The sequence below is a fragment of the Butyricimonas sp. DFI.6.44 genome, from assembly GCF_022132345.1.
GTDB classification, from domain to species: domain Bacteria; phylum Bacteroidota; class Bacteroidia; order Bacteroidales; family Marinifilaceae; genus Butyricimonas; species Butyricimonas muris.
On the sequence record NZ_JAKNJD010000013.1, the window covers coordinates 93,598 to 119,633 of the forward strand.

Sequence of the window (26,036 nt, forward strand, 5' to 3'; positions counted from 1 at the left end):
AGAATTTCTATCCTCGTAATTTGATATTTTATGTGTCTGCAAAAATATTAAAATCTGCAATGATGATCAAAAAAAAGTAGGTTGTTTTTTGATTTGTTAAAACATTATTATTCAATAATATTCCTATATTGAAGTATTATTGACTGATATATAATTGTGTTTTTGGGAAGGCTATTTTTAAACCATCGTTAAAAGAGATTGAAAAAAAAGGGGTTAAAAGAAGTGGTTTTAATAATTATAAAATATCTATATTCATGTATGTACCAAATTATTACATGAAAATTTTGCATTGTCATAGGAACGTATTAATTTTGTATCATAAAACGATCGTTTAATGCGATTCGAGTTGTGAGTTTAATTTGATTGATAAATAGATGTTTAACATGGGTGCTGAATGGTGTTATTTATTTTGTTAAGTATACCTTGTTAAAGTGGATTGCAGTTCGATGAGGTTTACGTTGGGTGTATAAATTACGATGAATCTTGAATATGGGAAAAATGAGTTTAAAGATTTGCGTGTTTTTGCTTTTTGGGCTTTTTTTCAGCACGGGAGCGAAATGCCAAAAGATGGCAGTAAAGAGCAACTTGTTGTATGATGCAACGGCAACGATTAATGCCGGTATGGAGTTTCGTTTAGCCCCGAGGTGGACGTTTGATCTTTCGGGTAATTATAACGGGTGGACTATATCGGGTGACCGTAAGTGGAAGCATTGGATGATGCAACCGGAAGTCCGTTACTGGTTTTGTGATCGTTTCGCTGGACATTTTCTAGGTGCACATGCGTTAGGGGGAAAGTACAATATCGGTAACTTGAAAAACAGCATCTCTTTTCTGGGGACTGATTTCTCCAAGTTGACAGATCGGCGTTATCAAGGTTGGTTTATAGGTGCCGGGGTAGCTTACGGTCACTCGTGGATACTTTCCAAGCATTGGAATTTCGAGGCGGAAATCGGTGTGGGGTACATTTACACGCGTTATGACGTGTACCCTTGTGCCGAGTGCGGGACGAGATTGGCAAAAGGGCGGTCGCATCATTACGTGGGACCGACAAAAGCGGCGTTGAATTTGGTTTACTTGTTTTAAAAAGGACGGTTATGAGAAAGATATGGTGTTTTATCATGTTGATATTATTCGGGGCAAACGTGAGCGGGCAGAAACTTGCCGACGGGCAGGTCGTGGTGAGGAATCTCGACGTGGTGCGCGGAGAGAATGCCTTGTTTGTTTCGATGGATTTGGATGTATCCGCTTTGGATATTGCCACTAACCGGGAATTGCTTTTTGTTCCGGTATTAAAAGGCGATCGGGATAGCGTTCAGTTACCCTTTGTGATAGTGGCGGGACGGAACCGTTATTTCTATCATTTGCGCAATACTCCCGTGTCGGATGGGGATATGCTGGAACGCGCCGGACAGGCAAAAGTGATTCGTTATCGGGCCGCGTTGCCGCTCGAGGGATGGATGTCTAAGGCGACGCTGGTGATAGACGAGAGTGCTTGCGGTTGCCGTGGCGAAGGGGAGGACAGTCGGGTACCCTTGTTGCGGATGGAACCGAAGGTTTATACCCCGGTGTTCGTGTACTTGCCCCCGGAGGTGGAGACGGTGAAGACGCGGGAGGTGAAAGGTTCCGCTTATATCGATTTCCCTGTGAATCGCACGGAGATTCACGAGGATTACCGGAATAACCCGTCGGAGTTGCGGAAGATCAGGCAGACGATAGACGTGGTGCGGAATGATCCGGATATACGTATCACTTCGTTAAGCATCAAGGGATACGCTTCGCCCGAGGGTACTTACGCGAATAATACCCGTCTTGCCAAGGGAAGAACGGCAACATTGAAAACGTACGTACGGGAGTTGTATCACTTCCCGGACAGCGTGATCTTGACTTCCTATGAGCCGGAAGATTGGGCGGGGTTGGAGGCTTACGTGGACAGCACGAATTTGAGAAATCGTGATGCGATACTGGCGCTTATTCGTTCCGGTGTGGAGCCGGATGCTAAAGAGAAGATGATAAAATCGACTTATCCGGAGGATTACCAGTTCCTGCTGAAGAACGTGTATCCCGGTCTGCGGCATTCTGATTATGTGGTGCGATACGTGGTACGTACTTACACGAGTGCTGAAGAGATACGCCGAATCATGAAAACACAACCGCAGAAATTGAGCCTTCGGGAGTTGTATATTGCTGCGCAAGGTTTGGAGCCGGGCAGTGACGAGTACAACGAGGCTTTCGAGATTGCGGTGCGGATGTTCCCGGGGGATGAGGTCGCTAACTTAAATGCTGCCAATGCCGCCATGGCGAAGGGCGACTTGAAGGGAGCTACTCGTTACTTGGATAAGGCGGGTGACCGTGGGGAAGTTGTTTATGCCCGAGGGGTCTATGCCGCACTATTGAAAGATTATGAAACGGCGATGAGGTTTTTCGCCGAGGCAGCCCGAGAGGGCATAGCCGAGGCTGAAGATGCTTTGCGCCAAGTAGAAGAAGTAAAAAATGACCAATTTAAATAAAAAGGAAAGATGAAAAAAATGTGGAATTATTTCGCGAGCATTCTCGTGATGGGTCTGTTCGCCGGGTGTAGCAATGACACCCTTACAGGTGACGATTCAGACGGGGATCTGAATGGATCTAAAGATGCCGTTTACATGAATGTTTCGGTACAACTTCCTGCCGGGGGAGGGATCGGTGCTCGGAGTAAAACAGACACCCCCGACAAAGGTGATTACGTAACCAGTACGGATAAGACGGAAGAGGGGAAAGACTACGAGAATAGAGTCGATGAGGTGTTGCTTGTGTTGGCAACGACTAAGAACGAATTTATCGCTCATAGTATTATAGAAACGGATAAAAAAGATGTTATTAAAGAATTGAAATCGTCATCTTTCAACACGACTAAAAAAATTAGTAAATCGGAATTGGCAGCGTACTATGATAAAAAAGGAGATGCTAATGGAGATTTGAAAGACGCTAAAGTGCATGTTTACGTGTTCTGCAACCCCACGCAGGATTTAAAAAACAAGATTAAGAAAGCAGCGTTGGAGTCAACAGATTGGGTAAATGAGATTGCAACAGTGGAGGCTGAGAAGGTAGAGACTGAGAATTCTGATGTTTGGGGTGGAAAAGAGCATAAAGGTGGTTTTTTGATGTCTAATGCCATGAGAGCAGAAAAGACTTTACCTAAAAACATGGAAGATTGGAAAGATTATGCATCCGAAACTACCGCTTTCGATTTATCCGGATGGAATAATTATGGCACAGACAAGGAGGTTAATAATAGTGAGTCCGGGGCAATCAAGGTGGAGCGTTCTGTCGCTCGTTTTGATTTTAGAGACGGAAGCTCTACTGAAACAGATGCTAATACCTATGATGTTGTAAAGAAGGATGGTAACACTATTATGCAAATCCAATTGCAGAAGATTGCATTGGTAAATATGAGTAAAGAGTTCTACTATTTGCGTCGGGTGTCTAACGACGGATTGGGTGCCGGTACTATTTGTGGTGTGGAAACATCAAATAATTACGTGGTTGACACGGATGCCGACTACAAGAACGGGACTATTGATATAAATTCTTATGGAGATCATTTTAATTATTGTCTTGGTAATGTGGATGGGGGAATATGGAAAATTGACCAAGAGGCTCGTAAACAGTGGGCTGTATATGAAATAGCTAAAATATTAGCTCCTACCGCAGAAGACGATAATTATAAGGATAAAGAGTATAAAATTTGGCGTTACGTAACCGAAAACACGATTCCCGGGGAAACAGGCAATCAAAAGCAAGGAATCTCTACCGGGATTGTTTTTAAAGGTAAAATGGTTGTTCCCGATGGTGCGGATGAAACTTCTTCTTTAGTCAAAGCTATTAATAATGTTAAGGGAGAATCTATGACAGATGATATCCTTTACACGTATTTGACAAATATTTACGTAACTTGGAAGGAGGTTCGCAAGGCAGCTTTACAACCGGATGCTAGTCAAGAATTTTATAAAGCCGTATTTGGAGATCCCGAAAAGGCAGGCGATGTTAAGGCAGAGGTATTGAATGCTGCTGGGGAGGTTGAAACACCTGCTAAGTATAGTGACAATATGGATAGTCCAGATTACTTGTGGGCACAATGGCATGAGAATCAATCAAATATAGGTAAGCCTGAATATTGGGAAAGTTTTAGAGCTGCAGCAGTAAGATCTTTGTTTACAATTTATCAGTCTAGTATAGACGAAACGACTAAGATCCCCGGGTATTATTGCTATTATTTTTACTGGAACCGTCATAATGATAATGAGAAGGCAGGAGAAATGGGGCCAATGGAGTTTGCCGTGGTACGTAACAATGTATATAAGCTTGCTGTTACTAAAATTGATCGTCTTGGTCACCCGCGTATTTCGGATAACGATCCTGACCCTGTTGACCCGGAAGATCCTGACGAAAAAGGCGATGTTTACCTGACGCTTTCCGTTGAGGTGTTGCCTTGGGTAGTTCGTGTAAATAATATAGAATTTTAAGAAACGACATGCAAAGTAGAAAACGAAATATAGTTTCAAGAATCATCGGTGCGACGCTCTGTGTCGCATCGATGAACTTTGCCTTCTCTTCGTGCGAGAAAATATATGAAGATCTTGATCCATGCGCACACGGGGTATCGCTTCGTTTTATCTACGACTACAACATGGAGTTTGCCAATGCTTTCCCCAAGAAGGTGGATTGCTTGACACTTTATATATATGACGAGGAAGGCAATCACGTGGGTACCCGTGTGGTGACAGGACCGGAACTGCGTGACGAGGGTTTTCGGATGACGTTGGACCTCGAACCGGGGAATTATCGTTTCGTGGCTTACGGGGGGATAGCTTGCGGGAAAAGTTCTTTTTCCATGGTACGGACACCGGAATCGGGGTGCAAGTATAGCGATGTGCGGGCAAAGATGGATGTGGATTGTTTGACGAATCCCGACCGGAAAAAGTTGCACGATATGTACTGGGGGCAGCTAACGCTTGCCACTGCCGACTTGTATCAAGAGGGCGTGGTAGAGATGATGAAGAACACCAACAATATCCGTATCGTGTTGCAACAGATGAACGGAGAGCCGGTAGATGACAAGGATTTTGATTTCGAGATCACGGATGATAACACCTTGTTTGCTTGTGATAACGATTTGATCCCGAACGGGGTCGAGACGTATACCCCTTGGGCTCGAGGACAAGCTTCGACGGGAGTGATGGAGGGAAGCAAGGAGGTTATCGAGGCGTATGCGGAGTTTTCGACTTCACGGCTGATGCTTAAAAATAGCCCGAAACTCGTGATTCGCCGGAAGGATGGCGAGGAAGTGGTAAACATCCCGTTGAACAATTACTTGCTTTTGTTCAGGAGCGAGTTTCATAAAGATATGGACAAACAGGAGTTCTTGGACCGAAGGAGCGAGTGGTCGATGCTGTTTTTTCTTGATGAGGATCACACGTGGCTGAAAACGAAGATAAAGATTAATGATTGGACGGTTAGAATCAATGATGCAGAGATATGATAATGAAAAAGGTTGCGTATGTTATCATATTGTGGTTAACGGCATCCTTGTTAGCAGGAGGGTGTAGTCGGGATACGAAGGAAGATGCCGGGGAAGAGGTTCTAGTGAATCTCGATATCAGTGTGGCGTTATCCGACGTGGCTCAAACCTTGGCTCGTGGTGTTAAGGAAGATGCAGGGCCTGCAAATGATGACGAGAAGATGCAAAAGTTGCGTGTTGTCGTGGTGCGAGAGAATGGTATAGTCGAGAAAAATGGCCTTATGAATCTTTCTCAGCCAGCCGTAATGAATGAACGCTTGAGCGAACGTTTGAAGGTGGTTAGCAAGGAATGGAAACAGATTTACCTTTTCGTGAACGAGGATAACGAGAAAATCAAGGTCGGTCATGGAGATAGCGATGAATCGGTTTCTTTAACAAGTTTTCTTGAAAGCATGGCAGTTGGGTCAGTATTCCCGACAGAAGAGATTTCCGAATTGACTGTCCGGTTGGACATGCCTTCCGGGCAATTGGAGGGGGCTTTGCCTATGAGCGAATGTCATTGGGTGTATGTACCCAAAAAGGATCATGAGTGTGAGCTTTTCGTGACGAGGAGTGCCGTGAAATTCTCGTTCCGAATCACGAATAAAGGTTCGAAAGATAGCAAATTAACCGAATTGACTATCAAAAATATGATGGACAAGGAGTATTACTTGCCGCGTAACGCGAAATACGAGAACGAGGAAATTGATGGCAATAAATATTTAGCGATACAAACTTATGATATACCTTCGTTTGCCAAAGAATACGATTACAAACAAGAGGGGCTTGAGATTTCTTTACCTGTTAATAAAGAGGTCGCTTTGAAGCCTATTTATTTGCTGGAGGGAAAACACGAGGGAGCGTATTCCGTGGGAATCAAGGTGAACGGAGCCAACATGGAAGGGGTTCTCGAAAATTTACCTCGAAAACTCCCGAGAAACACGCATGTCGTGGTTAATATCACGATTAATAACAAGAATTTAGAGTTCGAGGTAAATGTTGAACCTTATAGAGAAGTTGAACTCGAACCGGGTTTCGGGATAAACTGAAAACTTAAGGAGATATGAAACGGGATATAATATATAGTCTTTTATGTATGTTGTTCATCTTTATTACCGCTTGCGAGGATGAACCGTTGGGAGAAGAAGATGATTTTACTCCCGGAGCCAAGAGTGTGGTGACTGCTACCGTGGAATTTAAACCATTGGTTCCTGCCTTAAATGGAGCGAGTAGAACAGCGGGGAATGCGATAAAAGAGATTAGCAGTTTATGGATGTTGTTGTACTCGGAGGATGGAATGTTGGTCGAGAAGTACAAGATTGAAGGTTTCACGGAGACAACAATTGGCAGGAATGACCTTACAACAGGTGGACCCTATGCTGAATCGAAAACCTCTCGTGCAGCATTTAAACGGGCTGTTCCTCAAGGACGGTACTATGTTTACGCGGTTGCCAATCTGGATCTGGAACTTGATATTTATAAAGACGCTATTCAGACTCGGGATGGATTGAAAGGAATATCTTTTAACTGGGTTGCCGAAGATGTGGCAAAGAACAGTCAAATGTTCGGTCACTTTTCAGAGGATGGAAAGATAGATGCCACGGATGGAACGGTGCTTATTAATAAAAATACGACGAAGTTGTACGCATGGGTGCGTCGTGCGGCATCGAAAGTGACCGTGGCTTACGATGGGACGGATCTTAACGAGAACGTGTACATTTATTTAAAATCAGTACAAATCAAGGATATTCCGGCTACTTGTTTTTTAGGAAAAGAGAATGCTCCCGATATTACAAAAGATAAAGCCGCTCTTATAAAGGATGGGGAGTTAATCGATTATTCCGAAGGCAACACCACTTATAACTCTAATTATAAAGCGAGAATCACGAAAGGAACTCCTAAATACAGTAGCGCAAATCCGGATAAAAATGAAAAAGATCCTCATGGAGAGACTGTTGAGGCGCTTTACTTCTTCGAGAATATGCAGGGAGAGGGAGAGGAAGGAACTGAAAGTGATAAGCGGCAAGATGTAAGTGGTAACAATTCCTCGGTAAGCTACCCGACAGGAGGTAAGGAAGATGATAAGGCTTATAAAGATGCGAAGCCCTCGGGAACCTATATAGAGGTAAGGGCATATTACGTGTCCTCTAATGAAGAACGCGTGGGGAGTGGCGATATAGTCTATCGTTTTATGCTAGGAAAAGACGTGATCAAGGATTATAATGCTGAACGAAACTATCACTATAAATTAACTCTCAAGTTCAATAAGTTTGCGAACGATGTGGATTGGCATATCGAGTATGAAGAGGAAGTACCTGGTATTGAAGTGCCGCAGCCTTATTACATTTCTTATCTTTATAATCGTACCATGGATTTCCCTCTAAAAATCAATACTGCCGGGGCTAAACTTTTGTCTTTGGATGCGAGAATTATATTCAACAATTGGGCTCCGGAGGGGGCTTCAACACTGGATTATGCGAGGCAGTATGATTGTGCGGTGACGTCCAGTGCTGAAAATGCACCTTGGAATGGTTTTCTGTCGCTTCGCAAGACCACTGCCAGAGTGCTGACAATTGATCCTGACCAAGCAAATGAGGCGGCTGGCGTGGAGTATGTTGGAACTAAGGATAATACTGCTGGTAATGAACACTACTATAATAGTAAAGAAAGGGGAAAAAGGAGTTACACTATAAGCGAGGGACAAACAGAGTACGTTGATGATGATAATGGTAATTATAGTATAAAACCTACCGAAGGGAATAAAACCGTCAATGTGAAGATTCCGTTGTATACCCGAGCTAAACAGATGATTATTAGTACAGCTTATACCGGTAATAATCCTTATGTAGCCTATCAACGCCGTGCAGAAGTGGAATTTACCGCGAAAATCAAGTTTGATGACGAGAGGGGTGAAAAGATATTAAAAGATACGGCAAAGATTTTTCAGGTGCGACGTGTTGTCAATCCCAAGGGAATTTATCGAAGCGCGGAGAACACGACTTCCTTTCACGTGAAATTGATGAGATTGCCTAAAGAGGAGGCTACCGAGTTTGAAGTTTTCCCATCCGAAGGACCTTGGCGGGCTTATATTCCCGAGGAGGTGGATGGAGTTTCTTTTGAAGGGGATGATTTTATTACACTCAATGGTGGTCAGGAGGTGGTAGGAAAGACGGGAAGTCCTATCGAGTTCACCGTGAATTTCAAAGGGAAACTCAAAGAGGGTGAGGCTCGTCACACGATTATTCGTGTAGACTATCATAATTATACTTGCCAACACTTGATTTTCGTGATGCAGGGAGATGCCCCGGTGCAGCTTGTGAGCAATAAAGCAAAGTGGCATACCCGCAATTTAGTTAGCGAGACGCGAGAGGCTGTCAATCCTCTTGACGAGGGATCCTTATTCCGTTTTGATAACTTGGAGCAGCCCATTGCGGCATCCAATCAGGTAAATTCTCGAACCCCGTGGACTAATGTTAAAAAAGAAGATTTTGAAGATGCTAAAGATAAGGAATTTACAATAGTGGGGAGTGAAAAAAAATTACTGTGGGGAGAGATAGATGCTGGAACTTCTGACACATCTCCCACGTGGAAGGTGAATTTAGGGAATGGAGCAAGAATTGCAAAGTACGAGGATTACCAAGCTCTTTTTGATGATGCAAATATCCAACAGGGGTATGGGGTGCTTTATGGTGATGAGGCTAATGATACTCGCGCAAGTATTCAGGACGTTTATGAATACCGTATCAGTGCAGATGGGAAAGCTAGCGGCTATGGAATGAGAGGATGTTTCGTGTATAATAAGACTAATGGTAAGCATGTGTTTTTTCCTGTAGGAGCATCGGGATATGGGCACCGAAGGAACTATGATTATGAGCCGTGGGGCGGTACTCCGTTTAATGAGAATACTAATGGAAGAGGTGTACTTAGATATGCTTCCGGGAGAATAGATTATTACCCCAATCCCAAAAATAATCCTTTATTCTATGATCTATTCCGGCGACCGGGGGCGGTTTATTGGTTGAATAATAAAGTAGAACCGGGTTCTAAAGTTGCTTGGGATATAAATTATTTTACTTTTGATTTTAACTCATTAGATGACGCTAATGTCTTTGCGAAGAAAGGAGGGGATAAAAAAAGTGATGCTTGTTTTATCCGTTGCGTGGAAGATTAACTGCTTTAGACATATCGAAAACCTACTGTACTCCTACCCAAGACCTAGGGTAATAAGTACATGGGGATGCTTTAGGTGTTGTCAATCTCCGGGGTTTCTATATGGGAGATAATAGGATGTCCATAGAATGAACGGGGAACGCACGGGGACAGGGTATGATTAGGGTATTATTTGGGTAGGATTGCAGTGGGTTTTCAGTAGGTGTAAAGTTTTTTAGTTGTTTTATTCGTGGTATTGAGAAATGAATGAATTTTATTAATTTTGCGGCGTTTTTTCGAATTTTGTATATGAGGAATGTTACACGAATAGACACTTTAATTATTTTAAAAATGAAAAAGAATTTATTGTTTGCATGTATGTTGATGTTGTGCATCTCCACGTTTGCACAATCTAATCAAGAAAAGAATTTACCCGGTTACAAAACATCTTTTGAAACCAATAATTTTTGGGATAATTGGTTTGTTTCTATGAATTTTGGCGCTCAGACTCTTTATGCAGAAGGTTCTACTGATGCTAAATTCGGGGATAGGTTGACTTTTATGCCGGCATTGTCTGTCGGTAAATGGTTTGCACCTTGGTGGGGAGTGAGAGTACAAGGTTTGGGAGGTGCGTTACACGGCTTCCAGAATAACGGGAAAACCATGTTGCACAAGCATTACGGGGCTGTTCACGGGGATTTCATGTTCGGGTTGTTGAATTTCTTCGGTCGATACAACGAGAATCGTTGCTTTGACTTGGTTCCGTTTGCCGGAATCGGTGGTGCGTTCATTGGCAGTGACCAGTCTTTCACGATTAATGCCGGAGTACAGGCTCGTTTCCGCTTGTGCGAACGTTTTGATTTGAATCTGGAATACTCCGGGATAATTTTAGATGATGACCTTGTGGTTCGCGGAGGATTTCCCAATGATGGAATTATGGGGTTAAGCGTGGGTGTTACCTTTAGATTTAAAAATCGTTCTTTCAAGAAAGCCGTTAGCCACAAACAATATGCGGAGCTTCAGAGTTTGACAAAAGCGCAAGAGGCACAAATTCAGGAATTGTTGAGAAGAGCCCCGGATACCGTGGTGAAAATTGTAAAAGAAGAGGTGCCGACAACGAAGACGGATGTTGAATACAAGGCATTGCCGACGACGATTAATTTCGCTTTCAATAGCTACAAGATTGATGCAACCCAAGAGGTGGGTATTTATAATTTAGCTCAATTTTTGAAAGAGAATCCTGACGTTCGTGTTCGTTTGACCGGTTACGCTGATAAACGCGGAACCCAGAAAGCGAATATGTACATTTCTGAAAAACGCGTAAATGCGGTTGCGGATATGTTTATCGATAAATACGGGATTAACAAGAAACGTGTCGTGAAAGACCATAAAGGTGTTAGCTCCCGTTATGACAAGGATGAATGGAATCGTTGCGTTCTGGTAGAGATAATTAAATAAGATACGATAGTGATTTTAAAGAAGCCCGGCGGATTTGTCCGCCGGGCTTCTTTGTTCGTCTAGCATGGGTATATTCTAACGGGTACAAGCTAACCAGTGCCAAAGGTGTCCACCAGTTTGGCTTCCGTCTGGAAATCCAATATTTTAATATTAAAACATTAGAATGTTAAATTGAGAGATAATTAGAGGAAAAGTGTTCTGCATTCTCTATATTTGCCTCGGAAGAATGTTTTTTGTATGGAGAGTAATAAGAAATTAATCGTGGGAATAAATTGTAAAGCTAAAAAAGCATGGGAAGAGTTTTACAAGACTTATTATGAACCTTTATGTAATCATGTTTATCGTATTTTGCTAAATAAGGAGGTTACAGAGGATATTGTGCAAGAAATATTTTTAAAGATTTGGGATTCTGAGGTCATTTTTGAGAATGAAAAAGCATTGATTAGTTATTTGTATCGGGCAGGAACGAATAATTCGTTAAAATATTTACGGGAGCAGAATACGGAGCAGGAGAGATTGAAAATGTGGTGTGATATGGAACAGGAGATGACCGAGGATGATTTCTCAAGTGTTGTTAGAGAAGAAGTGTTGCGTAAGTTGCGTCATTTAATTGATCAATTACCTGCGGAGCGGCGAAGAATTATATTGATGAGTATGGAAAATATGAGTGGGGAAGAGATTGCCAAGCAATTGGGGGTTACCATTAATACTGTAAAGCAGCAAAAATACAGGGCGTATAAATTTATAAAAGAGCAACTTGGTGATCGTTGGATCATCGCTCTCTATTTTTTCTTGTAATTTTTTTCTTTTTTCCTGTTATGCTTTTTTTCTTTTTTGGATTTTATATACAAAAAAGAATGTATGAAGCGTTGCGGATTTACAGTATTTGAAATTGTAGAGGAAGTTCTTCGGAACTTTTTAAATGAAAATGATGAGAAAAAGAGAGAAGAGTTTCAAAAGCTAATTAATGAACCCGCTTTATTAAATAATGGGAAGGAATTAGCTGATCGTAAACAAGTGGTTGCTTGGTTGAAGGAACCGTCTCGTTTTTCTTCTCAAAAGGCATACAGTGAGTTTAAAGTGTATGTGCGCGGGCAACAGCGTCAAATCTGGAGAAGGCGGATAAGATATGTTGCGGCTGTTTTGATATTGCCATTTTTAGTGGGGGGCATTTATTATTGGCATGTTATTAATTCCGAAAAAGAAGATCAGAACTCGGAGACTCAATTAATACACCCGATTGCTTTTAAAGCATCTATCGAGTTGGATGACGGGAAGCGAGTGTATTTAGGTGCCGAAGAGGGAAAAATAACCTTGAGTGATCAAACAGAAATAATTCGAGATCAAAAACAAGTGGTGTATGCGGCTTCTGATTCGCTAGATGTGCATAAAATGATTTATCATGACCTTTGTGTACCTCGAGGAGGAGAGTATGCATTGGTTTTGTCGGATAGTACTAAGATTTGGATTAATGCGGATTCAAAATTACGATATCCGGTTCAATTTAACGGGAAAGAACGGGAGGTATTTTTACTGGAAGGAGAGGCTTATTTCGAGGTAACCAAAAATAGTGAAAAGCCTTTTTTGGTGCGTACTTCACGGGGAACTGTAAAGGTATTGGGGACGGAATTTAACGTGCGTAATTATAAAGATGAGGGATGTGTGGTAACAACATTAGTCAATGGTTCCGTTCAATTTGGAAGTAATCAAAATCCTGAAAGTAATACCGTTTTGCGTCCCGGATATCAAATTATAGCCGGTTCTGTTATAGAGGATTGGATTGTTCAAAAAGTGAATTTGAAAGAGTATGTAGGTTGGAAAGAGGGACTATACGTGTTTAATAATATGACATTGGAGGAGTTAATGAGAACGGTGGAACGTAATTATGATGTGACGGTGTTTTTTGCTAGTGAAGAGTGTAAGTTTTTGCGTTTTTCGGGTGATTTGAGAAAATATGATGATGTTCGAAATTTTTTGCGTTACATTGAGATTGGTGGGGATGTTCGGTTTGTTATTAAGGAACGTGTAATTACAATATATAAAAAGTGAAAAAGGGAGCCCTTGGCCCGGATACTCCCTTGTTATTTGTGAATAATTACTTGGAATAATTAAACATTCAAATCTATGAAAAAAAATTGGATTAATAGGCGTGATATACCTATTCGTGTTTTAAAAAAAGCATTTTTGGCTATGAAATTAACTTTCTTATTAACAGTGTTGTTGAATGTAAACGTTTGGGCAACAGTTTTTTCTCAAGAACATAGGGTCTCTCTGCAGTTGCAGAATGTTTCTTTGGAAAAAGTAATCATGGAATTGCGTAAACAAACGGAAATTCGTTTTTTCTATAGTATTGATAAGATTAAAGCTATAGAGAATGTTTCCGTGGATGCGAAAAACGAGACGTTAAAAAGTGTGCTAAGTAGCTTGTTGGTTGGTACGGGACTTACTTATACTCTTTTAGATGATGTCGTGGTAATTAAGGATGAAGGGGAGGTCGTTGCCAAAGATTCGGTACAAGGTACTCTTATTAAAGGAATCGTGAAAGACAAGGAGGGGATTACTTTACCCGGGGTGTCGGTTACGTTAAAGGGAACTTCAGTTGGGGTGGCTACAGACGTGAAAGGTGCATTTGCTTTACAAGTGCCTTCCAAAGACCGGATTGTGTTGGTTTTTTCTTTCGTGGGTATGCAGACGAAAGAGGTGCTTTATAAAGGAGAAAAGTCGTTGGAGGTAGTTCTGGAGGAAGAAACACAGAGTATTGACGAGGTGGTTGTTACCGGTTACCAAGTGATTGACAAACGAGAGTTGACAAGCGCTATTTCTACGGTGAAGGCAGAACAGTTGGAGCGGATGGGTGCTTTGACGATCGATCAGATGCTGGAGGGTAAGGCTCCCGGGTTGATGATTATGAATATAAGTGCGCAACCGGGAGCAGCCACGAAGATGAGGGTTCGTGCCGGAGCTACTTTCACGGGAACCCGTGAGCCGTTGTGGGTTATTGACGGGGTTATTTACGAGGATCCTGTTCCTTTGACTCCTGCAGAGATCAATAGTTTGGATAACGTGAATTTGATTGGTAATGCCATCACGGGTTTGAATCCTCAAGATATTGCCCAGATAGATATTTTGAAAGATGCTTCTGCCACGGCTATTTATGGAACTCGAGCAGCGAACGGGGTTATTGTCGTGACCACGAAGCGTGGGAAGAGCGGATCGTTGTCTCTCAATTATAATGGATCGATAAGTGTGGTGGATCGTCCGCGTTATTCGGACCTTAATTTGATGAATTCAAAGGAACGTATTGATGTTTCGAGAGAGATTGCGGAGAGGAATCTGTATTATCCTTCTCAAATTCACCAGTTTGTCGGGTATGAAGGGGTGTTGAAAAAGTATTATTTCCGGGAGATTGATTATGCTCAGTTTCAAAAGGAGGTCGCAAGATTGGAAGCGTTGAACGAAGATTGGTTCGGGGAGCTTTATCGGGTAGCTCTTACGCATGCGCATTCCGTTAATTTATCCGGGGGTAATGAAAAGATGAGGGTTTACGCGGGTTTGAGTTATGATAATCAACGCGGAACGGAGCTCAATGTGGGGTTGTATCGTGTCAGCGGTCGTGTTAACGGGGATTTTAATTTGAGGAAAAACGTGTTGATATCTGTCGGGTTGAGCGGAAGTTCACAAAAAGCAAAATACAATCATTCGGCGTATTCGGCTTTTAACGAGGCGTATAATATGAGCCGGGCGGTACCTGCACGAGAGGAAAATGGCGGTTTGTATTATATTGACCGGATATCTATTCAGAATACCACGGGTGATTATCGTTACGTGAAATACAATATCTTGAATGAACTTGCTAATTCGGGTCGTACGGTGTATAACAGGGATTTTAATGTTCGTGCTTCTGTTGATTGGGAGATTATTCATGGTTTGAAGGTTCGGAGTCAATTTTCTTTCCGAAATACCACTAATTCTTCCGAGGAGTGGATCGGTGGAGATACGTATTATATGTCAATGTGGCGTTCTATAGGTGATGACGCTGACGAGGAGAGTAAAAAGGGTACGGTGGTACCTTTCGGTGGATTGTATTCCAGCGGTATGGTGCTTTCGGAGGCAACTTCCATATTGACACAGATCAACTATAATAAGTCTTTTGGGGAACGGCATTTTTTTAATTTGAATATAGGGCAGGAGGCTTCGTCTACTATTTATAAAGGGGCGGAAGGTTGGATGGCTCCCGGTTATAATCACGAGCAGGGTAGGTCGTTTATAAAGATTCCGACTTTTTTGATGACGGAGATTGATGATTTGAAATATCCTTTCATGCTTCGTTGGTTGGCGGATGGAGGAGTAGGTGGAGCTTCAGTTTATCCGACCGTTACGGATCGCGTGAGGAACGTGATGTCGATGTTCGCTATTTTTAATTATTCGTTTGAGAACAGGTATATTTTCAATTTTAATATCCGAAGTGACGGTTCCAATCAGTTCGGTCAATATGAACGTTATAAATTCAGACCGGCGTGGTCTACTTCCGTGCGTTGGAATTTGCATAATGAGCCTTTTATCAAGAATATGGCGGTGTCGTTTATGGATGAGTTGGCACTTCGTTTGTCTTATGGTTTCCGGGGGAATCCGCCTTCGGCTTCACCTTATCTGACGATACAGAATTACGGGCAAGGTAATACGGATTTATCACCGGAGTATGTTTCCGAACTGGCATCTTTCCCGAATGCTAATTTGAAATGGGAGCGAACGAAGACTTTGAATATCGGGTTGAATCACTCTTGGTTGGGTGGTCGTATCAGCGGGGCTTTGGATTACGGGTATTCGAAGAGTCTTGATTTGTTGTTGACTCGTCCGGTTTCTTTAGTTAACGGTGCTTCTTCTCAGTTGTATAATGGAGGTTCGAAGGAAGACCATACTTTCGAGTTTAATATTATGACGCAGAATATTAAGACAAAAGATTTCCAATGGAATATGAATTTTAATATCACTCGTGTGAAAGAGAAAATTCTGGATGGTATTAACGAGGATGTAAGTTTCAGTACCGTAGAGAGTTTTTTGAACGGTTCGATTTATATGAAGGGGTTCCCGATAGACGGTTTTTATTCTTATCGTTTCGGGGGATTGGATTCCAATGGTTTGCCGACGTTCGAGGGAATGGTTGGCGATAAGAATCTTACGAACCGGGATGGTTATTGGGATACGAGGACGATATACGCCCAATTACAAAAAGCTCTGGTGTACGAGGGAAGTCGGTTGCCTTTGTTTTACGGGGGATTCGGGACGGAGTTTAAATATAAGAATTTGAGATTATCTGCAAGTTTCACGTACAAGATAGGGCAGAAGGTTCGTTTGTTGGAGATGTATGGTGAGAATCAAACGATGCCGTTGCCGGAGCAGAATATGACGGGCGAGTTTAACAAGAGATGGCGTAAGCCCGGGGATGAGGCTCATACGAATATTCCGGCTTTGTCCAATGAACTTTTGACTCCGTCGTATACTTTTGAAGAAGCCGTGTCGCCGTATGTTCTTCCCTGGCAAAAATCTTACTGGTGGGCTTATGACCGGAGTGATGTACGTACGGCTAAAGGAGATTATATCCGGTGGCAGCTTTTGACATTGAATTACGATTTGCCCGATCGTCATTTGAAACGGTTAGGTATTTCTAATATGCGCTTCGGTTTTCAGGTTCAGAATATCGGTTACTTGACTTTTGATAAGAAGTTGAAGGGGAAGGATCCGGAGCAGGTGAACTCTGTGGGAATGCCGGTGTTACCTTCTTATAATTTTAGCCTTGGTTTTAGTTTTTAATGTATTATGTTGAAATTATGAAAACAATTAACCTGTATCTTTTGCTTTTGACAATTATATTGGCTGGGTGTGACGGTTTTCTTGATGAGTCGTCACAGGATCAGATTAGACCCAATAAGGCCGAGCATCTTGCTTCTCTTGTTTTGAATGAATGCACGTTGTCGCATCCTTATTTTTACGGGGCAAGCCACATGACGGATGATATTTCCGAGAATATGCTTACCCCGACGAGTAAAAAAAGGAATTATAAGACCATTTATACTTGGAAGAATGAGATTGAACTTGATGATTACGGTGCGCAGATCGGGACGAATGTGGCGTGGGGAAATTTGTATCGTTCGATCGCTATTTTGAATGACGTGTTGATCAGTTGTGAAGATATTCATGATGACGAGAAGGAGTTGGCTTTCGTGAAAGGTGAAGCTTATTTTTTACGGGCTTTGGCATATTTTGACTTGGTAAATTTGTACGGGTTGCCCTATGAGCCGGAAAAGGCTAAAGAACAATTGGGTGTTGCTATTCGTTTGGATCATGGGGTCGAGCAATTTTATTCAAGGAATAGTTTGGAGGAGTGTTATAATTTGATCGAGCGTGATTTGTCGATTGGTAAGACTGAATTGGAAAAGTCCGGGTTGGAGAAGTCGTTGTGGCACCCGTCTGTGAATGCATGTAATTTATTGATGTCGAGAGTGAAGTTATTCCGTCAGGAGTGGCAGGCCGCGGCAGATTACGCTGATTCGGTTACGTCGAAAGTCGGAATGACCAAGTTGTTGGATTCTATGAAGTTTGTAGATCAGTCCAATAGCGAGATTATTTATTCTTTCGTGTATGATAGAAGAGTTTTAAGTATCGAAAATATGGAGAATACCGGTTTCGTTGTTAGCGAGAACCTGCTTTCTTGTTATGATCAGGATAATGATATTCGTTTCCGGAGCTTTTTTGTAATGCGGGGTGATTCTCGGCAAAAGTATTATTACCCGAGAAAGTTTGAATCTTATTTCACTTCTCTTGGCGGGTTTAATATGCGAGTTGCCGAGGCATGGCTGAATAAAGCGGAGGCTTGTGTTCGGCTGGGAGATATTAATGGTGCCCGTTTGGCGGTGAAAAGGGTGGTTGATCATCGATACAGACATCCCGCGAATGTAGTTATTCCTTTTGATGATGAGGAACTTCTGCAATTCATATTCGATGAGAGAAGGCGGGAATTTTGTTTTGAAAGTCATTTCCGTTGGTATGATTTAAGGCGGATGGGTGAGGAATACAGACCGGAAATTAAGCATGTATTTACTTATGTTAATGATGATGAGGTGAGAGAGGGACAGGAGAGTTACCGTTTACTCAAGAATGATCCTAATTACGTGTTGCCTATTCCTTTGCAGGAACGCGAGAATAATCCGTTGATTATTAATAATGATCGTTTGGAGAAATTGCCTGAATAATCTTTTGACTTTTAATAAAAATTACCGAGATGAATAGGATAAGTATTATTTTAGCTATTAGCGCATTATTGTTTTGTTGTGTCGCTTGCGAGGACGAGGATGGGTTGTCTCCCTCGGGCTTGGATGTTGACCGGGTGCAGGATTTGCTTGATTGGTCAAATCCCGTTGTCAAAAGATATTATGATGATTATGGTGTGGCATTGATGACGGATTTTGATGAAAATCTGGATATAAAGTTTAATTTCTACGAGAGTTGGGCCAATCGTTTCTGGAGAAATATGGAGATTGGGAAGATGGAGCGAAAATCGGAATGCGATTCGGCGATAGCGGTTCTTGATACGGCTGTGTTCCGTTATTTTAAAGATGAATTGGAGTTTCAAGGGGAGGTGTATCGTTCTGATTTTAAGAAGAAATATTTCCCGAATAAAATATTGATAGCGAATAAGTTGATTGTCGGTACGGACGTGAGCGGTCTAATAATGCAGACGGTGAACAGACCGAGTAAGACGGGGGCGGGTTCTACTTTTTGCCAAAGTAATGATAATGCGATAGTGGTTAATCTGGAGTCCGGTATGTTGAATATTTCACCGGAGAAGTTTGAGCAGGTGACGAAAGCTATTTTGTACGTGATGATTATTTATGCTTTTGAAAAGTATGATTTGTATAGTATGGTTCCTGATGCTTTCTATGAATTCAGTAAACCGTATTATGGTAAACGTGTTTATCAAGTTCAGGAGGAACTCGGTGAGGAACAGCACGCTATTTCTCGAATGGAGTGGGTTGAGAATTACCACATGGTTGTTACAAGCGTGGGACCAACGGATAATATGTTCGGTTTTCTTGCCACGTATCCTATTCCTGATGCGAAAAGGGATGTCCGTATTTGTATCGATCATTTGATTAATCCGGAAACGATCGATGGTGCCCGGGTAGAAACGGAAAGTGATCCTTTTGTTTACCAGTTGGATGCGCGATGTTCTATCAAGATGTGGTATATCGCCCAGACGTTGATAAAGTTAGGAATTGATGTTATGGCGATATCTCCGGATCCTAATTTCAGGGAATTTATATCCAACAAGACGCAGGAGGATATTGATGATATAACCAATAATTTGTTTTAAGCCATGATGAGGATGAAAAGTACATATTTATTTTTTTTCTGGTTGAGTTTTTTGTTTATAGCTTGTCAGGAAACTCCGGAGTTTCCCGATCCGAAGTTCGATTCGACGGATACGCGAGTTTATGAGGTAAGGCGTGACACGGCGGATTTCGTGAATCTGGAGTGTTTTATGGATGTACCGAACGGTATTGACCGGATAGAAATTTTGGAGGGGCGTAGTTATGAAGTTTTGGACGTGTTGGAAGAGTATAAGGGTGAGAAAGAGTTGGATTTTAATTATCAGGTGGATATCAGTGATATCGTGCGCGATTCTTCTCTTGCTTTTATCGTGAAAGTTTATGATTTAAAATACCGTACGTATAATAAGGCTTTTATGGTACGGGTGAAGAAGTTTTCCGTTCCGGAGATTATTTTAGAGGGAGGGGAAACGATTTCGACGGATGTAGATGCTTTTTCTATACGGGCGACTTTGACCACGGGAATGATCCCGATTCGTCAGGTACGTCTTACGGTTGACGGAGAGAAGCAGGAACTTCCGGTCGTGGAAGAAGATATGACCGAGTACGTGTTGAATTATCGTATACCGTTACGTCGTCAAAAAGAGTATTCCGTGCAAATTTTACTGGAGGATGTGGATGGAAGACGAACGACGAAGGTAGTGAAGATTTTTAAAGTTCGGGAGATGGAGAAGCCGGTAAAGATTCTTTGTGGAGGTCGGTTGCCGTATGAGGTGCTTTTGGAGTATGATGAGCAAAATCGTATAAGTTTGATTGATATTTTGGAACATTACAAGTTCCAGATTATGTATGATCAGATCAAGGAAAAGGAGGTGATACGGAGTATTTCTCAAAGCGGTTACGGTTTGGAGAATCCGGATTATATCAATTATGTTTTTAATTATGACACGACAGGGATGTTGCAGAACGTGACCGAGTCGTGGGGAGCGGCAGTTACTTACCATGTCGGTCAATGTTTGTATGATAAAGAGAAGTTGAACGGGTTCGTGGCGGGTGCTGTTGTTGTTACCCAGGTTGCGTACGAGGATATAACCGGAATCGGAGAGATTATGTCGGAGGTTTGGGGAACTGCATTTGCGGCGACATTGGAGAGGGATCGTCTTCGGGCGACAGATTTTCAAACGATGAGAATTCCGACTTATTTGAAACAATTGCCCTATTCTTTGTTTGTTCCTTTTAAGGTGGGTATTTTGTTCCAAGATGTTTTTCTTAGTCCGTACGTGTATTTGAAAATGGTAAAGTATTTGGATGCTTCTGTTGTTGTGAATAATTTTTCTTACAAGACGGATGAAAAGGGGCGTTTGTCTTCTCTGACCAGAACTTCTACTAGTACCGGAAGTGACGGTCGTGCTATTATGTATTATTATCAGTTTGTGTATAAAGACACTGTTTTGCCCGAGAATTAAGTTTTAATAAAATAATAATATGAAAGACAGGATTAGCTGTGTTAAAATCTTTTTGTTGCTTTTATTCTTGGGATGGAATGGAGTGACAATGGGCATACCGGCCCAAAGAGGGGTGTGCCATAAGGTATTGCCGGATGGAACGACTTTATCCATTCGCATGTATGGGGATGAACGATTTCATTACTTGACAACGCTTGACGGTTATGTGATCGCTCAAAAAGAGGACGGTTTTTATTATTACGTTGATTTTTCTTCGACAGGTGCGAGGGTGATTAGTGATATGCGGGCTAATGATCAGGGAAAACGTGATTCCCGGGAGACGGCTTCTTTGACAAAACGTACGAAGGGGATTCCTGCTAGTTTCAAGGTGCGTGCAAAGATGCGATACGCGGAGCGGGAACAAAAGGAGGTTCAAAAAGTTTTTGTAGCCAAGGGAAGCCCGAAGGCTTTGGTGGTGTTGGTCGAGTTTGAGGATGTTAAGTTTGCAACGCCTTCTCCTCAACAAGCCTTTAATGACCTGCTTAATCTGGGGGGATATAGTGCTAATGGGGCTACGGGGAGCGCACGTGATTATTATCGGGATAATTCATACGGGCAGTTCGATCCTGAATTTGTGGTTGTGGGACCCTATAATTTAGGCAAGCCAATGGCGTATTACGGAAAGAACGATGATTATGGTAATGATGCGCGTATGGTGGATTTTGTTAAGGATGCCTGTCAGAAAGTTGTGGATAACGGGGTTTCGTTGAGACAATTTGATACCGATGGAGATGGTGTGTTGGATAATGTTTTTATTTATTATGCCGGTTTTAATGAAGCGGAACACGGACCGGCAGAGTCAATTTGGCCTCATCGTGCTTCTCTCGCTTTGCATAATTATACTGTGGATGGGATGAAGTTGGCTGATTATGCGTGTACTTCAGAGCTTCGCGGAAATACAGGAAATAGAATGGCGGGCATCGGGACATTCTGTCATGAATTTGGTCATGTCGTAGGTTTGATGGATGCTTATGATACGGATTACGGTGAAAATGGAGAGGGAGCAGGTTTGTTCGAACTTTCTTTGATGTCATCGGGGAATTATAATAATGACGGGTGTACTCCCCCGTGTCTTACTGCCATGGAGCGTGTGATGGCTGGGTGGTTGGAACCGGAGGAGTTGACTCGAGCCGGTAGTTATAATCTGCTTCCGATCAGTGAGAATAAAGCTTATTTTTATACGACAGATGTGGAAGGGGAGATTTTTATGTTGGAATGTCGCGAACAAAAAGGATGGGATGCATTTATTAGAGGTGCGGGGTTATTGATTTACCAAATCGATCGTTCGAATAATTGGGTGAATGGTGTTAAGGCGAAAGATCGCTGGCTTCAGAATACGATTAATTGTATTAAGGCGCATCCGTGTATGAGAATTATTCCGGCGAATGGCGTTGAGGCAGGTGGTTTTAGTAGTTCGGGCATGTTTTATCCCGGTTCGTTGAATAAGACGCAAGTGCAGCCGAAACCTTGGTCCGGTATAGAGTTGGGGAAGGGATTGTCTAATATCAGTCAACGTGGGAGTGAGCTTTCATTTGATTTTTATTTAGCGGAATCGGTTGGGATGACAGGTGTGGTTACGAATATGAAGGGAGAGCCGCAGTCGGGGGTTCGTGTTACACTGAAAGCTGTGGAAGAGGTGGTAGCTAAGAGTGTTGTTCCTTTTATTGAATATGCCAGAAGCGCACGAAGTGAGAGTATTGAGACAATCACGGATTCTCGCGGAAATTATACTTTTAAGGATATACCCGCGGGAAAATATGTTGTTGAAGCGGAGAAAGAGGGGTTTGCTCGTTTTAGTACGGTGAAAGATATAATATTGACCGATAATCGTTTAGATATACAACTTCAAACACCTGCGGAGGAGCGTGCTATGAAGTTGTCCCAGAATAAGGATGAAGAGATTATGGGTTCGATACGTAATATTTCGGGAGCGGGTCCGCTTTACGTGGCGCACAACTGGACAGTGGAGGAATTGAGGGATTATGAAAATTGCAGTTTGAAGTGGGTGGATTTGGATGTGTCGAAGGCCGCCGGTTTGGAACTGAAGGTATGGCTCGATGATGCTTGCGTGTTGACCAAGTCGTTGGATAATTTTGTTTACGGAAGGTTGAATCGGATTTACCTGGGAGATGATGCCGTTATGATTCCTGCTGGTAAAACTTTAAAGATTGGTGTACGTGCCACGGGTGAAACGAACGAGATCGAGATCCCGATTACCGCTTCCCGTATTTCTGGGGGAGGAGTGATGAGTTCTAATGGAACGTCATGGGAAAAGCAGGAGATGTGTATGATTTTGTCTGCTTGGTTGTTGGAAACGGTGTGGTCAACAGGAGTGGAGTTGGATCAGAAGGAGGTGACCGTGGGAATTTTGGATACTGTGAGATTGAGTGCGAAAGTTCTTCCGGAGGACGTAACTAATAAGGCTATCGTGTGGAGTAGTTCGGATAATCAGATTGTTAAAGTCACGGATAAAGGGGAAGTTATCGGGTTGACCGAGGGGGTGGCTACGGTTACGGCAGCTGCGGCAGACGGGAAAAGCAAGATAACATGTAACGTGACTGTTGTGCAGGATATTGTTCAATTAAAAGATTTCATGATCGGACAGCGGGAAGTGCGGTTGGTATGGAATGATGATAAAGAGGTGTTGAATTGGAAAATCAGGTATAAACAGCAGAAAGATAATAATTTCCGTGTTCTTGAATCGGATACGACGTTCTGTATTATCAATCAATTGTTGCCGGGTACGGCGTACGACGTGGAGATTGTGGTTCAATCGGGGGATGTTGAAACCGGAGCGTTGGTGAGCAGAAGTTTTACCACGGAGAAGATTCAAGAGGAGGTGGCTTCTCTAGCAGGCATTCGGACGGATTGGCGTGAAGGAGATTTGTATTGGCCGGTAGTGACTAATATTCAAAAGGATGTACGTCGGATCGTGTGGAAGTTGGACGGGAAAACTTTTGTGCCTACCCGGGATTTAGTATTGCCTGCCGGTTCGCATGTTTTGAGAGCGGAGGTGACGACGACTGATGGTGTGACGGAAATTCTGGTTCGTAAAATAAATGTTCAATCTAAAGCGAAGAAAGATGTTAAATAAAGTTGTATGTCCATTATTGCTAATGTGTTGTTTGCTCGGTTGTAAAGATGATGAGGTAGAGACGATGGGAGATAATGCCAAGCGTGAAAAGTTTTTACAACAGACGGTGAGTGGCGTTTATGATGGTGATGTTCCTTTGTTGATGTTCGATGAAACTAATCATCAAATGGCTTTTACGGAGGATCAAAGGGTTTGGCGAATCCAAACGGATAGTCAGGATAAATATGTTCACTGTGAATTGGCGGAAGCTCCGGTGGCGGAGGCTAAGGTGGTGATGAGCGTGAAAGCTAAAGGGGTGAATGAAGTGCTTGCCGGAGAACAGGAAGGGGTAGTGTTGAAAAAGGAAAATAATAAATGCTGGCTCTGGTCGACTGCTACCGGAGTCGGTTATTTGATGCAAAATAATGAATAATTGTTGAATTAAAATCTGATGATTATGAAAAAGAATCTGATGTTAATGCTTGTGTTAAGCATTTGGGGAATGTTGTGTTCTTGTAGTGATAGTGACAAAGCCCCCTCGGAAGTACCTCTTACGGTGAGTCCGTCTAAAGTGGAGTTTAGCGCTCAAGGAGGAAGTAGGGATATTGCCGTGGTTACGACTGCCGAGGCGTGGACTGCTTCTTCCGATGCGGAATGGTGTAAGATCGAGCAGGCAGGCGATAAGTTGAAACTCACGGTGGAGTCCCACAACGAGGTGGAGTTACGGGCGGCTAAGGTGACTGTTAAAGCGGAGTATGCTGTAGACCAAATTGTGGAAGTGCGTCAATCTGCAGCGGTAGAAGCTACTTTGGAGTTGTCTGCCGATGTTTTAGAATTCAAGGCTAAGACTGCGGAAACGAAGACGATAACTATTGAAACGAATCAGGCAGACGTGAAAATAGACACGAAGGATATGGAGTCGTGGTGTCATGTTACACTTGCCGAGGATAAAACTTCATTGAGCGTGACACTTGATTTGAATTCTGAAGCGGCTCGTGAAACGACCTTTAAGGTGATTGCAGGTACGGAATCAAATAATGCAGAAGCCGAGGTAACGGTAAAACAAGCGGATGGTTCAATACAGATCGAGTTGTCGTCTACGGAAATAGAATTGAATTCTCTAGGGTACAGGGAGATTGTAATTGCGAATATTGATGTTAAGCAATTGAACCTTACGTCTGATGCGGATTGGTGTAAAGTTGAAGCTACGGATAACGGTATTACTATTTCTGCCACGACGAATTTCGGTCAAGATGAGCGGAATGCTGTAGTGACGGTTTCTGATGGGAAGGAAACGAGTGTGGAAGTAAAGGTATTACAAACCGGAGAAGAGTTGAAAATGGGTAGTATCTTTTACTACAAGGGAAAAGAAGTGGGGATAGTGATTAGAAATGAAAATAACCAAGTTGATGTTTGGGCGTTGGAAGAAAAGGAAGGATTGGTATGGAGTACGGAAACTAAAGCTATAGCTAATTATTTCGAATCAGGTGAAAGTATGTACAAAAAAATCAAACAACAGGAAAATTGGAAAGAAAAATATCCCGTGTTTGCCTATTGTGCTGAAATGGATGAGAAAACCGGTATGGAAGGGTGGTATATTCCTGAAGCAGATGTTTCGGGAATGTTTCCTAATCGTCTTAATGTCATATTGAACAAAAACCTAAGTGTGTTTAATAAAGTCTTGGAAGATTTAGGACAGATGCCGTACATTAGAGATAACAACAAAATTTATGCAAAATATTGGACTTGTTCAGAAGGTAGTCAGGATGGAGTCAATAATGTTTTCACTTGGCAATATACTCCTTATACTGCTGCTTATGAAACAATTAAGACTAGTGCTTTATCTGGTCGTAAAAATGATTTCAAAGAGATAATAGCGCGTTGCGTTTGGTCGTATAAGTATTAATAATGGTGTTTTTATGAAGGTGTGTTTAGAAGGGAATGGACTTTTAACACACCTTCGCTTTTTCTTTTTCAGTGTAGAATAT

16 protein-coding genes are annotated in these 26,036 nt (G+C 42.4%); all 16 read left to right on the plus strand.

Annotation, left to right across the window (positions count from 1 at the left end; all coding sequences use genetic code 11):
- Positions 1 to 498: 498 nt before the first annotated feature.
- The 16 genes from L0M98_RS17635 to L0M98_RS17710 all read left to right on the plus strand — a co-directional run bounded on the left by L0M98_RS17635 (position 499) and on the right by L0M98_RS17710 (position 25,954).
- Positions 499 to 1,083, plus strand: a complete 585-nt coding sequence (locus L0M98_RS17635) for a DUF3575 domain-containing protein (RefSeq protein WP_227217111.1) — start codon at positions 499 to 501, stop codon at positions 1,081 to 1,083.
- Positions 1,084 to 1,094: 11 nt separating this feature from the next.
- Positions 1,095 to 2,507, plus strand: coding sequence for a DUF3868 domain-containing protein (locus tag L0M98_RS17640; protein WP_227217110.1), 1,413 nt, complete (start codon positions 1,095 to 1,097; stop codon positions 2,505 to 2,507).
- Between the two features lie 9 nt (positions 2,508 to 2,516).
- Entirely contained in the window at positions 2,517 to 4,502 is a 1,986-nt protein-coding gene (locus L0M98_RS17645) for an Mfa1 family fimbria major subunit (RefSeq protein WP_227217109.1), read from the plus strand.
- 8 nt (positions 4,503 to 4,510) lie between these two features.
- Positions 4,511 to 5,518, plus strand: a complete 1,008-nt coding sequence (locus tag L0M98_RS17650) for a FimB/Mfa2 family fimbrial subunit (RefSeq protein ID WP_227217108.1) — start codon at positions 4,511 to 4,513, stop codon at positions 5,516 to 5,518.
- Complete coding sequence (locus tag L0M98_RS17655) at positions 5,515 to 6,585, plus strand: hypothetical protein (protein ID WP_186975904.1); 1,071 nt, start codon at positions 5,515 to 5,517, stop codon at positions 6,583 to 6,585. Before L0M98_RS17650 ends, L0M98_RS17655 begins: the two co-directional genes overlap by 4 nt.
- A 14-nt stretch (positions 6,586 to 6,599) precedes the next feature.
- Entirely contained in the window at positions 6,600 to 9,707 is a 3,108-nt protein-coding gene (locus L0M98_RS17660; RefSeq protein WP_227217107.1) for a hypothetical protein, read from the plus strand.
- Positions 9,708 to 10,036: 329 nt separating this feature from the next.
- Positions 10,037 to 11,143 (plus strand): OmpA family protein, encoded by a 1,107-nt coding sequence (locus L0M98_RS17665; protein ID WP_186975902.1) that lies wholly within the window; start codon positions 10,037 to 10,039, stop codon positions 11,141 to 11,143.
- 237 nt (positions 11,144 to 11,380) lie between these two features.
- Positions 11,381 to 11,941 carry an RNA polymerase sigma factor gene (locus L0M98_RS17670; protein WP_099291727.1) on the plus strand — a complete coding sequence of 187 codons (561 nt, stop codon included), beginning with the start codon at positions 11,381 to 11,383 and terminating at the stop codon, positions 11,939 to 11,941.
- A 63-nt stretch (positions 11,942 to 12,004) separates the two neighbouring features.
- The gene (locus L0M98_RS17675; protein WP_186975901.1) at positions 12,005 to 13,192 is read left to right on the plus strand and encodes a FecR family protein; all 1,188 of its coding nucleotides are present in this window, start codon (positions 12,005 to 12,007) and stop codon (positions 13,190 to 13,192) included.
- Between the two features lie 141 nt (positions 13,193 to 13,333).
- Positions 13,334 to 16,954 carry a SusC/RagA family TonB-linked outer membrane protein gene (locus L0M98_RS17680; RefSeq protein WP_227217106.1) on the plus strand — a complete coding sequence of 1,207 codons (3,621 nt, stop codon included), beginning with the start codon at positions 13,334 to 13,336 and terminating at the stop codon, positions 16,952 to 16,954.
- Between the two features lie 17 nt (positions 16,955 to 16,971).
- Positions 16,972 to 18,393 carry a RagB/SusD family nutrient uptake outer membrane protein gene (locus L0M98_RS17685; RefSeq protein ID WP_227217105.1) on the plus strand — a complete coding sequence of 474 codons (1,422 nt, stop codon included), beginning with the start codon at positions 16,972 to 16,974 and terminating at the stop codon, positions 18,391 to 18,393.
- A 29-nt stretch (positions 18,394 to 18,422) separates the two neighbouring features.
- Entirely contained in the window at positions 18,423 to 19,514 is a 1,092-nt protein-coding gene (locus L0M98_RS17690; protein WP_227217104.1) for a hypothetical protein, read from the plus strand.
- 12 nt (positions 19,515 to 19,526) lie between these two features.
- The gene (locus L0M98_RS17695; RefSeq protein ID WP_227217103.1) at positions 19,527 to 20,936 is read left to right on the plus strand and encodes a hypothetical protein; all 1,410 of its coding nucleotides are present in this window, start codon (positions 19,527 to 19,529) and stop codon (positions 20,934 to 20,936) included.
- Positions 20,937 to 20,955: 19 nt separating this feature from the next.
- On the plus strand, positions 20,956 to 24,069 hold the full coding sequence (locus L0M98_RS17700; RefSeq protein ID WP_227217102.1) for a M6 family metalloprotease domain-containing protein: 3,114 nt from the start codon (positions 20,956 to 20,958) through the stop codon (positions 24,067 to 24,069).
- The gene (locus L0M98_RS17705) at positions 24,059 to 24,481 is read left to right on the plus strand and encodes a hypothetical protein (RefSeq protein WP_227217101.1); all 423 of its coding nucleotides are present in this window, start codon (positions 24,059 to 24,061) and stop codon (positions 24,479 to 24,481) included. Before L0M98_RS17700 ends, L0M98_RS17705 begins: the two co-directional genes overlap by 11 nt.
- 24 nt (positions 24,482 to 24,505) lie before the next feature.
- Positions 24,506 to 25,954: a BACON domain-containing protein gene (locus L0M98_RS17710; protein ID WP_227217100.1), complete on the plus strand. Its 1,449-nt coding sequence runs from the start codon at positions 24,506 to 24,508 to the stop codon at positions 25,952 to 25,954.
- The last annotated feature ends 82 nt before the right edge of the window (positions 25,955 to 26,036 follow it).